10 protein-coding genes are annotated in these 15,186 nt (G+C 45.3%); 9 read left to right on the top strand and 1 reads right to left on the bottom strand.

Annotated features, from left to right (window positions below; genetic code table 11):
- Window positions 1–28 precede the first annotated feature (28 nt).
- The 8 genes from trpD to DXB91_RS05970 all read left to right on the top strand — a co-directional run bounded on the left by trpD (window position 29) and on the right by DXB91_RS05970 (window position 10,859).
- Window positions 29–1,042: an anthranilate phosphoribosyltransferase gene (gene trpD, locus DXB91_RS05935; RefSeq protein WP_118017048.1), complete on the top strand. Its 1,014-nt coding sequence runs from the start codon at window positions 29–31 to the stop codon at window positions 1,040–1,042.
- 49 nt (window positions 1,043–1,091) lie between these two features.
- Window positions 1,092–1,976 carry an indole-3-glycerol phosphate synthase TrpC gene (gene trpC, locus DXB91_RS05940; RefSeq protein WP_118017049.1) on the top strand — a complete coding sequence of 295 codons (885 nt, stop codon included), beginning with the start codon at window positions 1,092–1,094 and terminating at the stop codon, window positions 1,974–1,976.
- Between the two features lie 87 nt (window positions 1,977–2,063).
- Complete coding sequence (gene trpB / locus DXB91_RS05945; RefSeq protein WP_015534411.1) at window positions 2,064–3,248, top strand: tryptophan synthase subunit beta; 1,185 nt, start codon at window positions 2,064–2,066, stop codon at window positions 3,246–3,248.
- Window positions 3,241–4,011 (top strand): tryptophan synthase subunit alpha, encoded by a 771-nt coding sequence (gene trpA / locus DXB91_RS05950; protein ID WP_199413846.1) that lies wholly within the window; start codon window positions 3,241–3,243, stop codon window positions 4,009–4,011. Before trpB ends, trpA begins: the two co-directional genes overlap by 8 nt.
- A 364-nt stretch (window positions 4,012–4,375) precedes the next feature.
- Complete coding sequence (locus tag DXB91_RS05955) at window positions 4,376–4,750, top strand: hypothetical protein (protein ID WP_015534409.1); 375 nt, start codon at window positions 4,376–4,378, stop codon at window positions 4,748–4,750.
- 144 nt (window positions 4,751–4,894) lie between these two features.
- A complete protein-coding gene (gene uvrB / locus DXB91_RS05960) occupies window positions 4,895–6,883 on the top strand; it encodes an excinuclease ABC subunit UvrB (RefSeq protein ID WP_055272008.1) in 1,989 nt (662 codons plus the stop codon).
- Between the two features lie 126 nt (window positions 6,884–7,009).
- Entirely contained in the window at window positions 7,010–9,904 is a 2,895-nt protein-coding gene (gene uvrA / locus DXB91_RS05965; RefSeq protein ID WP_118017109.1) for an excinuclease ABC subunit UvrA, read from the top strand.
- Window positions 9,905–9,944: 40 nt separating this feature from the next.
- A complete protein-coding gene (locus DXB91_RS05970; protein ID WP_147343975.1) occupies window positions 9,945–10,859 on the top strand; it encodes a hypothetical protein in 915 nt (304 codons plus the stop codon).
- A gap of 188 nt (window positions 10,860–11,047) precedes the next feature.
- On the opposite strand, the gene fba is transcribed toward DXB91_RS05970, so the two are convergent.
- Window positions 11,048–11,917 (bottom strand): class II fructose-1,6-bisphosphate aldolase, encoded by an 870-nt coding sequence (gene fba / locus DXB91_RS05975; protein WP_022058049.1) that lies wholly within the window; start codon window positions 11,915–11,917, stop codon window positions 11,048–11,050.
- A gap of 338 nt (window positions 11,918–12,255) precedes the next feature.
- Here fba and DXB91_RS05980 point away from each other — a divergent pair, with 338 nt between their 5' ends.
- Entirely contained in the window at window positions 12,256–14,907 is a 2,652-nt protein-coding gene (locus DXB91_RS05980; protein ID WP_118017051.1) for an ABC transporter ATP-binding protein/permease, read from the top strand.
- Window positions 14,908–15,186: the final 279 nt, after the last annotated feature.

The raw sequence follows: 15,186 nt of genomic DNA on the forward strand, positions 1-15,186 counted from the left end.
AATGATATAAAATAAGGAGGATATGGCGATGATACAGGAAACTCTTAAGAAGGTAGTAACAGGACAGGATCTTACATACGATGAGGCATATGCCAGCATGGATGAAATATTCAGCGGCCAGGTGCCGGGAGAGACAACGGCTGGATATCTCACAGCGCTTCACATGAAGGGCGAGACACTTGATGAGATAACAGCCAGTGCAAATGGAATGAGAGACCATGCGGAGTCTCTTCCACATGACGGAATAGATGTTCTTGAGATCGTGGGAACAGGTGGGGATTGTGCGAATTCATTTAACATATCGACAACGAGTGGTATAGTTGCAGCGGCGGCCGGAGTACCGATCGCAAAGCACGGCAACAGAAGCGTATCGAGCAAGAGTGGAGCAGCGGATGTACTTGAGGCTCTTGGTGTAAATATCTCCATATCACCTGAAAAGATGGGCAAGGTTCTTGCTGAGTGCAACATGAGCTTTATGTTTGCCCAGGTATATCACAAGGCGATGAAATATGCAGGCCCGGTCAGAAAGGCACTTGGAATACCGACAGTATTCAATATCCTTGGACCTCTCACTAACCCAGCAAAGGCTCAGATGCAGATCATGGGAGTATACAAGGAGGAGCTTGTTGATCAGATGGCTCCTGTACTTGTTGGTCTTGGCGTAAAACGGGGACTTGTCGTATACGGACAGGATTGTCTGGATGAGATCTCCATGAGCGCACCTACAACTGTAGCAGAGATCAAAGATGGCGAGATCACAAAGTATGAGATCAAGCCAGAGGATTTCGGATTTGAGAGGTGCAGTAAGGAGGATCTGGTGGGCGGCGATCCTGAGGAAAATGCACAGATCACCCGCGATATCCTGTCAGGTAAGATTACTGGAGCCAAGAGAAATGCAGTTGTACTGAACGCAGCAGCTTGTATCTACATCGCAGGCAAGGCAGATTCCATAGCGGATGGAATCAAGGTTGCAGAGGACGTGATCGACAGTGACAAGGCTGCTGAGACGCTTGATGCATTTGTAAGACTGACAAATGAGTAGATAAGTTTTATCGCAGACTATGATAGAAAGTTGTATAGAGAGGTAAGAGATGATATTAGATGAGATAGCTGCAAAGACAAAGGAACGTGTGGCGGAGCAGAAGAAAAAAGTTCCTCTTGAGGAGATGAAGAGACAGGCACTTGATATAGTTGCCAGAGAGACGGATAACGGCAGCAGCCCATATAGTAAGTTCCCATTTAGGGATAATCTGGCAGCGGATGGAATATCGTTTATCTGTGAGGTCAAGAAGGCATCGCCTTCCAAGGGGCTTATCGCACCGGACTTTCCTTATGTTGAGATCGCAAAGGAATATGAGGCGGCTGGTGCTTCAGCCATATCGGTGCTCACTGAGCCGTTTTATTTCCAGGGAAGCAATCAGTTCCTGATGGATATAAAGAAGGAGGTAAATATACCGCTGCTGAGGAAGGATTTTACAGTTGACGAGTATATGATATATGAGGCAAAGGTCATAGGAGCCTCGGCGGTGCTTTTGATTTGCGCCATACTGGATGACGAGCAGCTTGCCTCATATCTTCGGCTTGCGCATGAACTTGGGATGTCGGCTCTGGTTGAGGCTCACGATGAGGATGAGGTCAGACGGGCGATAGCCTGCGGAGCCGGCATCATCGGGGTGAACAACAGAGACCTCAGAACATTTACGGTGGACATCATGAACAGTGTTCGTCTTAGAAAGCTGATACCGGATACGGTGCCAGCCACCCATATGGGGACGGAGGTACCTGTCACTGGTACAGGAGCTGCGGCTGACACTTTAGTACCCCAGAAGATGGTGTATGTGTCTGAGAGTGGAATCAAGGCAAAAGAGGACATAGACAGGCTCAAGGCAAATGGAACTGATGCGGTGCTCATAGGTGAGACATTTATGAGAAGTCCCGACAAGAAGAAGTTGTTTGCGGAACTTAGAGGCGAGTAACATATTATATAGAAGAAACACAATACAAAAGTGTAGAAATTACATTTGAAAATATATCTGAGAAGACAAAAACAGGAGGAAGAACATATGTCAAAAGGCAGATTTGGCGTTCACGGCGGCCAGTACATTCCAGAGACTCTGATGAATGCGATGCTGGAGCTGGAGGAGGCTTACAAGAAATATAAAGATGATCCGGAGTTCAACAGAGAACTCACAGAGATGCTCAACGAGTATGCGGGAAGACCTAGCAGACTTTACTATGCGGAGAGAATGACAAAGGATCTGGGCGGTGCAAAGATCTACCTTAAGAGAGAGGATCTGAACCACACAGGAGCGCACAAGATCAACAACGTAATCGGACAGATGCTCCTTGCCAAGAGAATGGGCAAGACAAGAGTTATCGCGGAGACCGGTGCCGGACAGCACGGTGTTGCAACAGCTACAGTTGCAGCCATGATGGGCATGGAGTGTGAGATATACATGGGCGAGGAGGACACGATCAGACAGGCTCTCAACGTGTACAGAATGAGACTTCTGGGTGCAAAGGTTCATCCGGTAAAGACTGGAACAGCAACACTGAAGGATGCGGTATCTGAGGCATTCCGTGAGTGGACAAGCAGGATCGATGACACACACTATGTACTCGGCTCAGTCATGGGACCGTATCCTTTCCCTGAGATCGTCCGTGATTTCCAGGCTGTGATCAGTAAAGAGATCAAGGCACAGCTCATGGAGAAGGAGGGAAGACTTCCTGATGTCGTCATGGCATGTGTGGGCGGCGGTTCAAATGCCATCGGAGCTTTCTATGATTTCATACCTGACGAGAGCGTCAGACTGATCGGCTGTGAGGCAGCAGGCAGAGGTGTTGATACATTTGAGACAGCGGCAACTATTGCGACTGGAAAGCTTGGTATATTCCATGGCATGAAGTCATACTTCTGTCAGGATGAATATGGCCAGATCGCACCTGTATATTCGATCTCAGCGGGACTTGATTATCCGGGAATCGGACCTGAGCACGCGTACCTTCACGACATAGGACGTGCAGAGTATGTGGCGATCACAGATGACGAGGCAGTTGATGCATTTGAGTATCTGTCAAGGATCGAGGGAATCATCCCTGCGATAGAGAGCGCCCACGCTGTGGCTTACGCCATGAAGCTGGCACCTACAATGGATAAGGATAAAATAATAGTGATCAATGTATCAGGACGTGGCGACAAGGACGTTGCAGCCATCGCAAGATACAGAGGGGAGGATCTTCATGAGTAATATATCAAAAGCATTTGAGCATGGAAAAGCATTTATACCATTTGTGACATGTGGCGATCCGTCGCTGGATGTGACAGAGGAGGTAGTATACGCAATGGTGGAGGCCGGTGCAGACCTCATCGAGTTGGGAATTCCATTCTCAGACCCGACAGCCGAGGGCCCGGTCATCCAGGGCGCAAATATAAGAGCGCTGGCAGGCGGTGTGACGACAGACAAGGTATTTGACCTTGTGAGAAAGCTCCGCAAGAAAGTGACAATACCTATGGTGTTCATGACATATGCAAATGTCGTGTTCTCGTACGGTTCGGAGAGATTCATCAGCACATGCAGGGAGATCGGCATAGATGGACTGATCCTTCCTGACATTCCTTACGAGGAGAAGGATGAGTTTGACGGAATCTGCAAGCAGTATGATGTGGATCTCATTTCACTCATCGCACCGACATCCCATGAGAGAATATCCATGATCGCAAATGATGCGAGTGGATTTGTGTATTGTGTGTCATCACTCGGTGTAACTGGAACAAGAACCAAGATCACCACCGACATAGGAGCAATGGTCGATCTGGTGAAGAAGGCGAAGGACATCCCTTGCGCTGTAGGTTTCGGAATATCCACACCTGAGCAGGCGAAGCAGATGGCGGAGAAGTCAGACGGTGTCATCGTCGGTTCAGCCATCGTTAAGCTGTGCGCCCAGTACGGCAAGGACTGTGTGCCTTATGTGAGAGATTATGTGAAGAGCATGAAGGATGCGATGCGATAAGGTAGGAAATTATAGATACTAATTGGGGTATGCATTTGTGGATGCATATTTAAGAGAGTCGGAGAAATCTGGCTCTCTTGTGTTTTATAGATATATTTATAAATATGTTGACACCACAATTAGTTTTTGATATAACATATACATCAGCGATTGCTGATATCCATAATGAAAATTGAATAAATCATATTTTAAGTAGAAGAGTTTGAAAACATGATGAGTAGCAAGTGCTACAAGTCTGCGATCATGACTCTTTTTTTGTTGCCTTTCGGGCATGGGCAGATTTCAAATGAAAACTGAATATGCATCTGCCTGGTATCCGAGGCAGCAAAAACTATTTTATTTTTTCATTATGGAGGTAACGATTATGAGATATTCATTTACAGAAAAGACATCACACAGACAGCAGGAGACAGCATACATGCTTTATATGATCATCGGCAGCTATTTTCACAGATGCAGCTGCAGATCAAAGGCGTTGGAGGAGAATCTCTTCCTTTATTATAAGGAGCTTCAGGAGAAGAGACAGGTGGAGAAGGAGAGACAGATCATCAGAGTCAGCGAGGGTGTGTTGAAAGACAATATGACAGATCTTGCGGAGATGAATGCTGAGGTGGTTATCTCAAGGGCAGATGATCTGTATATATTAAGATTTTACACAGGATTTGAGAGGGTCGTGGTGACTGTAGATGAGAAAGGCTGCTATGAGATAAGCCTGGGTAGGGATGAACTAGCGGTATAGAAGGTGTTGTGAGCAAACAGATGAAGTATAGTGGCAGTTGTTCAGGGGATAAATAAACTTGAGCAACTGCCGTGTTTTTACTTGATATGGGAACTAATGTTCGATATAATAGATGCAGGTTTTAGCCTAGAGTAGGAGACTTTTATGGATCATTTTGAATTGGTATCGGAATACAAGCCCACCGGAGATCAGCCGGAGGCAATAGAAAAATTGGTAAAGGGTTTTCAGGAAGGTAATCAGTTTGAGACGCTGCTGGGTGTAACCGGATCTGGTAAGACTTTTACCATGGCGAATGTCATACAGCAGCTTAATAAGCCAACACTGATACTTGCACATAACAAGACTCTGGCGGCGCAGCTTTATGGGGAGATGAAAGAATTTTTCCCGAACAATGCGGTGGAGTATTTTGTATCATACTACGATTATTATCAGCCGGAAGCATATGTGGCGTCTACGGATACTTATATTGCAAAGGATTCGTCTATTAATGACGATATTGACCGGATGAGACATAGTGCAACAGCTGCGCTCATAGACAGAAAGGACGTAATCGTGGTCGCGTCTGTGTCGTGCATATATGGTATCGGTGATCCGGACGAGTACAGGAATCAGATGCTGTCATTCAGAGTCGGAATGATAAAGGACAGAGATCAGGTCATCGATGAACTGACAGATATACAGTATGACAGGAATGACATGGATCTGCAGAGAGGCACGTTCAGAGTGCGCGGGGATGTACTTGAGATAATACCTGTGTCAACATTTGACGATGGAATAAGGATAGAGTTTTTTGGTGATGAGATAGACAGGATCACAGAGTTTGATCCGCTCACTGGAGAGGGAAAGAGGGATCTGACATATACCTGTCTGTTCCCGGCGTCCCACTATGTGGTTGGACAGGAGAAGATGGAGAAGGCACTGAAGAGGATAGAGGCGGAGCTCAAGGACAGAGTTGCTTACTTCAAGTCAAAGGATAAACTCATCGAGGCACAGCGTATCGAGGAGAGAACTAACTTTGATATGGAGATGATGAGAGAGACTGGATTTTGCTCTGGTATAGAGAACTATTCCGGTCCGCTGGCTGGAAGATCAGCCGGAGAGACGCCGAGCACACTGCTGGATTTCTTTGATGATGACTTTCTTCTTATTATAGATGAGTCACATATGACTGTGCCTCAGGTTGGCGCGATGTATTCGGGAGACCGATCCCGTAAGATGAATTTGGTTGACTATGGATTCAGGCTTCCATCGGCACTTGACAACAGACCACTCAACTTCTCGGAATTTGAGCAGAAGCTTGATCAGGTCATGTTTGTATCAGCCACACCGGGCAAATACGAGGAGGAGCACCAGATGCTTATGGCTGAACAAATCATCAGACCTACAGGACTTCTTGATCCGCCGGTTGAGGTCAGACCGGTGGAGGGACAGATAGATGATCTGCTGAAAGAGGTTCGCAAGGAGACCGAGCAGGGACACAAGGTACTTGTGACAACACTTACCAAGCGTATGGCTGAAGATCTCACCAGCTATATGAGGGACAATGATATAAAGGTAAAATATCTGCACTCGGATATAGACACCATGGAGAGAGTTGAGATAGTGAGAGATCTCCGCCTTGGAGTATTTGATGTGCTTGTTGGAATCAACCTTCTGAGAGAGGGTCTTGATATACCGGAGATCACTCTGGTGGCAATACTTGACGCTGATAAGGAAGGTTTCCTGCGATCGGAGACATCACTCATCCAGACCATAGGAAGAGCAGCCCGAAATGTGGATGGACATGTCATCATGTATGCGGATACTATCACGGGTTCTATGAAGTATGCCCTCGATGAGACGAGCAGACGTCGTGAGATACAGCAGAAGTATAATGAGGAACATGGAATAACCCCTAAGACTATAGAGAAGAGCATAAGGGATCTCATAACCATAGAGGTGAAGAAGGAGGAACTTCCAGAGGAGGATAAGGACGCTGAGTCCATGACGAAGAAGGAGCTTCAGAAGGTTATCGCCAAGCTGACCAAGAAGATGAATATGGCGGCAGCAGACCTCAACTTTGAGGTGGCGGCAGAGATCAGGGATCAGCTCAAGGTGTATAAGGCGGCACTGAGAGATTATGATAAAGAATAGATGGATGCAGGGTAGATAATTAAGATATAACAAATATAAATAATAAAGAGAAAAGGTTAGATCAAGATGGAAGACAATAAGAATTATGAACGTGGTGAGCATTTGGAGAATATAACGGATGCGAGCATGAAAGATGATGATTATTTCAACGCCAGCAGGAATATTGACAGGAAGTATATTACTATTGAGGGCGCACGTGAAAATAATCTGAAAAATATCAATGTCAAGATTCCAAGGGACAAATTTGTTGTCGTGACAGGACTTTCGGGATCAGGTAAGTCTTCACTGGCATTTGACACGATATATGCGGAGGGACAGAGACGATACATGGAGTCGCTGTCCTCCTATGCGAGACAGTTCCTTGGACAGGCTGAGAAGCCGGACGTGGATAAGATAGAGGGACTTTCCCCTGCAATCTCCATAGATCAGAAGTCAACAAACAGAAATCCCCGATCCACAGTTGGCACTGTCACTGAGATATACGACTATTTCAGACTTCTCTATGCCAGAGTGGGAATACCACACTGCCCGAACTGTGGTAAGGTCATAAGCAGACAGACGGTTGACCAGATGGTGGATGAGATCATGAAGCTACCTGAGAGGACAAAGTTCATGGTGCTTGCGCCTGTGGTCAGAGGCCGAAAGGGAGAGCATGTAAAGCTGCTGGAGAAGGCAAAGAAGAGCGGATTTGTCAGAGTGGTAGTCGATGGCAGCATGTATGAGCTGTCGGAGGAGATAAAGCTCGATAAGAACAAGAAGCACAGTATAGATATAGTTGTCGATCGTCTGGTTGTAAGACAGGATGTGGAGAGGCGACTCACAGATTCCATAGAGACCGCACTTCAGCTTGCAGAGGGGCTTATGAAGATTGAGGTGATCGGGGAGAGGGATGAGAATGGTGTTCAGAAGGAGAATACCATTATCAATTTCTCAGACAGCTTTTCATGCCCGGATTGCGGAATCAGCATAGATGAGATAGAGCCGAGAAGCTTTTCGTTCAACAATCCATTTGGCGCATGCCCGACATGTGCAGGTCTTGGCTTCAAGATGGAATTTGATCCGGATCTTATGATACCCGATCAGAGTTTGTCGATAAATGATGGAGCCATAGTGGTTCTGGGATGGCAGTCGTGCAATGATGGCAAGAGCTATTCAAATGCAATACTCAGGGCACTCAGTGCGGAGTATGGATTCTCTCTTGATACACCATTTCAGGAATATCCACAGGATATCAAGGATCTCTTATTATATGGAAAGAACTCACGACCGGTTAAGGTGCATTATAAAGGACAGCGCGGGGAGGGAGTGTATGATATAACATTTGAGGGACTCATAAAGAGTGTTGCCAGAAGATACAGGGAGACATCTGCGGAGTCCACAAAGGCCGAGTATGAGACATTCATGACTGTAACTCCGTGTGAGGTCTGTGGTGGTAAGAGACTTAAGCCGACAGCCCTTGCTGTTACAGTTGGAGATAAGAATATTGCCGAACTTACAGAACTACCTATCACAGAACTTGCAAAGTTCATGAAAGATCTGGAGCTCACTGACAGACAGAAGATGATAGGTGCGGCCATACTCAAGGAGATAAGGTCGAGACTGCATTTTCTTATTGATGTGGGACTTGACTATCTGTGTCTGAGTAGAGGTACAAGCACGCTCTCAGGTGGAGAGGCACAGAGAATAAGACTTGCCACGCAGATAGGTTCAGGTCTGGTCGGAGTTGCATATATTCTGGATGAGCCAAGTATCGGACTTCACCAGAGGGACAATGACAAGCTGATAGCAGCGCTCAAGAATCTGAGAGACCTTGGAAATACGCTTATCGTTGTAGAGCACGACGAGGACACTATGAGGGCGGCGGATCACATTATAGATATAGGACCGGGAGCCGGTGCAAATGGTGGATATGTGGTAGCTGAGGGTACGGCTGAAGACATTATGAAATGTGAGAATTCTATCACCGGTGACTACTTAAGCGGCAGGAAGAAGATAGAGGTTCCGGATGTGAGGAGAAAGCCAACCGGATGGCTCACAGTCAAGAATGCTTATGAGAATAATCTTAAACATATAGATGTGGATATACCACTTGGAGTCATGACATGCGTTACAGGTGTATCAGGTTCGGGAAAGAGTTCTCTGGTAAATGAGATCCTGTACAAGAAACTTGCGAGAAGACTCAATAAAAGCAGGGTTAAGGCAGGAAAGCATGACCATATCATCGGTTATGATGCTTTGGACAAGATCATAAATATAGACCAGTCACCTATAGGAAGAACTCCGAGATCCAATCCGGCTACCTACACAGGTACGTTTGACCTGATAAGAGACCTGTTTGCCGGTACAAAGGATGCCAAGGCAAGAGGTTACGGCAAGGGAAGATTCAGCTTCAATGTATCTGGTGGACGATGTGAGGCGTGTCGTGGAGATGGAATAATCAAGATAGAGATGCACTTCCTGCCAGATATATATGTGCCATGTGAGGTGTGCGGAGGAAAGAGATACAACAGGGAGACCCTGGAGGTCAAATACAAGGGTAAGAGTATCAATGAAGTTCTCGATATGACTGTTGATGAGGCATGTGAGTTCTTTGCAAATGTTCCGAGAATACTCAGGAAGATAGAAACGTTGCGAGATGTGGGACTAGGATATATCAGGCTTGGACAGCCATCCACCACTCTGTCAGGCGGAGAGGCACAGAGAATCAAGCTTGCAACAGAGCTTTCGAGACGAGGAACAGGAAAGACAATATATGTGCTTGATGAGCCTACCACGGGACTTCATTTTGCTGATGTGCACAGACTTGTGGATATACTCAGAAGGCTCAGCGAGGGCGGCAACACAGTTGTGGTTATCGAACATAATCTTGACGTTATCAAGACCGCAGATTATATTATTGACATGGGACCTGAAGGAGGTGCTGGCGGTGGAACGGTTATTGCCAGAGGAACTCCAGAGGAAGTTGCGAAGATACCTCAGTCCTATACAGGACAGTATCTGAAGAGGTATCTCGATATGTAAGGGATGTGTCGAATAATTACATCGGAGGTAGATGACGAACATGGATGAACAGAATAGAGTAGAAGATATTGACAGAGTTGATGGCAGGTCGACTTCTGAGCAGAAAAAGGCTATGATGGCTGAGAATAGTCAGGCACAGAATGGTCAGGGTGTGCAGTCAGTTCAAGCACCATATAGTCAGGTAGCACAGCCAGCTCAGTCACTGTATCAGCATATGCCACAGTATGGCCAGCCGGTGCAGCATCCATACCAGCCACAGTCGCAGTACGGTCAGCCAGCCCAGCAGCCATATCAGCCACAGTCACAGTATATCCAGGGAGCACAGCCAATGCAGACACCATACCAGCAGATGCCGCAGTATGGCCAGCCAACCCAGCAGCCATACCAGCCACAGTCGCAGTATGGCCAGCCAACCCAGCAGCCATACCAGCCACAGTCGCAGTACGGCCAGCCGGTACAGCCAACGCCATACAACAACCCTATGGGTTATATGGGATATGAGAACAGGCAGAACATACCTGATGATGTGAAGAAGGGATCCACACATGTACCTAATATGTTAAACCTGATCGGCATTATCATGGCTGTTGTATCAGTATTTATTCCTTATGCTTATATGGGGACAGATGCCAGAAGTATAGTTGGAGTGTTTGGGATAAATGTACTGTCAATGCTTGTTGTGGCGGTAGTTATTATAGCAGACGTGATCTGTGCATTTATCAACAAGGCAGGCTGTTATATAGCAGACCTTGTTATATCTATAGTTGTTGGCGGAATATTGATATTTGAATTTGTTCTGTCATTGATAGATCTTGGAAAGCTAGATGCAGCGGCAAATGCAAGACTCGGAGTCGGTGCATGGATCAGCGTGGCAGCGGCACTTTTCATGCTGATATCAGTTCCTATATGGTGGACAATCAGCAGAAAAAAGGATAAGGCAGAGAAGCAAGATTAGAATTTAGAAATTTATATTAGTGAAGAAAAAAAATAATATAAAAGAAAAATAAGTAAGAATAAGAACCCCATCATGGCTTGTGCAAGCTGTGATGGGGTTCCTTTAAGTTTACGTGAGCGATACTTGTCCGAAAGCTGTCGAACAGTTTATCGTTACATTTGTTAATTGTTCTGTTAAAGATCTGTTAATTAGTCGTTAGCCTTACCAACTGATCCGAAGAGTTCCATCTTCTCCTTAACAGTAGCCTTGATAGCCTCGAAACCAGGAGCGAGAAGCTTTCTAGGATCAAATCCCTTGCCCTCAAGATCCTTACCAGCCTCGATGTACTTTCTTGTAGCATCTGCGAATGATAACTGGCACTCTGTGTTAACGTTGATCTTTGAAACGCCAAGTGAAATAGCCTTCTTGATCATGTCAGCTGGGATACCTGTACCACCGTGAAGAACTAATGGCATAACGCCTGTCTTCTGCTGGATAGCATCAAGTGTCTCAAAGCTAAGTCCCTTCCAGTTAGCTGGGTACTTACCATGGATGTTACCGATACCAGCAGCAAGCATATCAACGCCGAGATCAGCGATAGTCTTGCACTCCGCTGGATCAGCGCACTCGCCCATACCAATAACTCCGTCTTCCTCACCACCGATAGAACCAACCTCACACTCGATTGAGAGGCCAAGCTGATGAGCTACGTTAACGAGCTCTGTTGACTTAGCAAGGTTCTCCTCGAATGGATAGTGTGAACCATCGAACATGATTGAAGTAAATCCAGCCTTAACACACTTGTAGCATCCTTCGTATGTTCCGTGATCAAGGTGAAGAGCTACAGGAACTGTGATTCCAAGTGACTCATCCATAGCCTTAACCATTGCTGCAACTGTCTCAAATCCTGTCATATACTTTCCAGCGCCCTCTGAAACACCAAGGATAACAGGTGACTGAAGCTCCTGAGCTGTGAGGAGAACAGCCTTTGTCCACTCAAGGTTGTTGATGTTGAACTGACCTACTGCGTAGTGACCAGCCTTAGCTTTCTTTAACATTTCTGTTGCTGAAACTAACATTTGTAAAATCCTCCGTAAAATTATATTTGGATACAATGTACCCACTTACGCTGATTATACCCCATATAATAAGAAAATAAAAGAATTTTTAGCCAAAAGTTCAACATATAGTTAGTTTGAACTTATCGATAGAAATGAAAAAAATAAAACATTTATAAAGAATAGTCCGCCTTAATTGCATTGAAAAAAATTAAATGCTATGATTTGCCAGTAATACTGACAAATATATAAAAGAGTAATGCATATAGAACATAATACGTTATGTGTATGCACACAGACGTGGCGCAAAGCACCTTACTATGCTTTTGCACAATATAATCTTAAAAAGGGAGGACAGAATGCTTCAGCTTAAGAATATCGTGAAGGATTATCACACTGGTGATGAAGTTGTTCAGGCACTTAAGGGTGTATCTGTGAACTTTAGGAGAAATGAGTTTGTGTCCATACTTGGTCAGTCGGGTTGTGGAAAGACAACGCTTCTGAACATAGTGGGCGGACTGGATCAGTACACCAGTGGAGATCTGGTTATCAATGGCAAGTCGACAAAGGATTTCAAGTCAAGAGACTGGGATTCATATAGAAACAATTCAGTCGGATTTGTATTCCAGAGCTACAATCTGATACCGCATCAGTCGGTACTGTCAAATGTAGAGCTTGCGCTTACTTTGTCTGGAGTATCAAAGGCAGAGAGAAGAAAGAGAGCGAAGGAGGTTTTGGAGAGGGTTGGTCTGGGAAATCAGATTCACAAGAAACCAAACCAGATGTCCGGTGGACAGATGCAGAGAGTTGCCATCGCCAGAGCACTCATAAACGATCCGGATATTCTGTTGGCGGATGAGCCAACGGGTGCACTTGACACAGAGACAAGTGTTCAGATCATGGAACTGCTCAAGGAGATAGCCAAGGACAAGCTGGTTATTATGGTCACGCACAACCCGGAGTTGGCACAGCAGTATTCAACAAGAATCGTAAAGCTCCTCGATGGAAATATAATAGATGACTCCAATCCATTCTCAGATGAGGATGAAGCAAAGGAGGATGACGGAAGTTATGAACCTAGAAAGACATCCATGAGTATGTTCACAGCGTTCTCGCTGAGTCTGAACAACCTCATGACCAAGAAAGGAAGGACATTCTTAACAGCATTTGCCGGAAGTATAGGAATCATAGGAATAGCACTTATATTGTCGCTATCGTCTGGATTCCAGAAGTACATAAACGATGTACAGGAGGAGACACTTGCCACATATCCAGTGCAGATAACGAAGAAAGCGATGGATTACAATGAGCTGCTCTCAAAGATGGTAGGTAACAACGAGGAGAATTCAGATCACAATCACGCTGGCGAGGACAAGATATATTCGGGAGATATCATGGGAGACATGCTCGTGTCCATGGTGTCAGATGTGAAGGAGAACGACCTTGAGTCATTTAAGAATTATATAGAAGACGATGCAAACGGCTTCACCAAGTATACAAGTGATATAACATACACATATGATACACCATTATATGTGTTTAACGAGAACAGTGCAAATGGCGGTGTTGCCCAGGTAAATCCAAGCACCACAATGGCAGATATGGGATTTGGAGGTATGGCGGAGGCACAGGAGTCAACGGCAGATTTCATGTCGGCGTTTAGTTACGGCTCATCATCAATGGACATGTGGACACAGATGCTTGACAATGACACTCTGCTCAAGCAGCAGTACGATGTACTGGCAGGACACTGGCCTGAGAACAAGAACGAGGTTGTACTTGTCGTCGACAAGAACAATGAGATAAGTGATTTTACACTGTATACTCTTGGACTTAGGGATTCAAAGGAACTGAGCGATATGGTTTCAACCATACTTGCTGGCGGAGAGGCACCGGAGCTTGAGCAGATGGTGTTTACATACGATGACCTTCTTAATCTCAAGTTTAAGGTTGTGCTTCCGGGCGATCTGTACAAGAAGAATGATGATGGAACATACACAGATATGAGTTCTGATGCTGATTTTCTGAAGTCTGCAGTGGCCGGGGGCCTTGAAGTAAAGGTGTCGGCAGTAATCAGGGCTTCGGATAAAGCGTATGCAACTACCATGCAGCCGGGATATATAGGTTACACATCGGAGCTTGCCAATTACATAGTTTCAGAGAACGAGAAGACAGATGTACTCAAGGCTCAGATGGATAATCCTGATACTGACATATTTACAGGAATGCCATTTTCAGATGGCAAGGAACTGACAGCGGATGATGTGGATATGGATTCTGTTATGCAGCAGCTTATGGCTTCAGGTCAGGTTACTGAGGACATGCAGGCACAGATGGCGTCCATGACCAAGGAACAGCTCTTCGATATGCTCAAGGGTTACGGTTTCTTCCAGGAGTCAACATCTACTTATGAGGATAACATGTCAAAGCTTGGATATGCAGAGCTTGCAAAGCCGGCTTCCATCAACCTCTACTGTGCAGAATTTGCGGATAAGGACGAGATAACAAAGCTTATAGACAAGTACAACGAGGATTATCCTGACAAGGAGATCACATACACTGATTACATCGGAATCATGCTGTCATCGGTGACCAAGATCATCAACGCGATAACCTATGTACTCATTGCATTTGTGGCAATTTCATTGATAGTTTCATCCATCATGATCGGAATAATCACATATATCTCAGTTCTTGAGAGAACAAAGGAGATTGGTATTCTGCGAAGCATAGGAGCTTCAAAGAAGGATATCTCAAGAGTGTTCAATGCGGAGACATTTATAATAGGTCTCTTCTCAGGACTCATAGGAATCGGCGTGACGGTGCTGATCAATATACCGATCAGTAAGGTGATAGAGAGTTATATCAACGTTGCCGGTGTATCGGCGCTTCCTTGGAAGGGTGGAGTGATGCTGGTAATCATCAGCGTTATACTGACATTGATCGGAGGACTTATCCCATCGAGACTTGCAGCTAAGAAGGATCCTGTTATAGCGCTCAGAAGTGAGTAATTATAAATTATCTGAATACAAAAAGAAAAGGCTGCCATCTCTGGCAGCCTCTTCTTTTTGTATTAAAAGGGAGTGACTGCAACTACATTATGTGAGGGGAGGGTGTTGCAGTCGTTTATGAAAAAGGGGATGTAAACAACTCGCTTACGCTCTCGCTGTTTACAGTTAATAATATACCGAGAAAATGTGTTCTAATTTTGGAGAAGTTGTGTAGAAAATGTGTTTTTCGGGTAAAAATATGAAGATGCTGTAAGAAATTTAAAGGATATGAAAACAGCA

It is taken from the genome of Coprococcus sp. OM06-34AC (genome assembly GCF_003462545.1).
GTDB lineage: Bacteria > Bacillota > Clostridia > Lachnospirales > Lachnospiraceae > Coprococcus > Coprococcus aceti.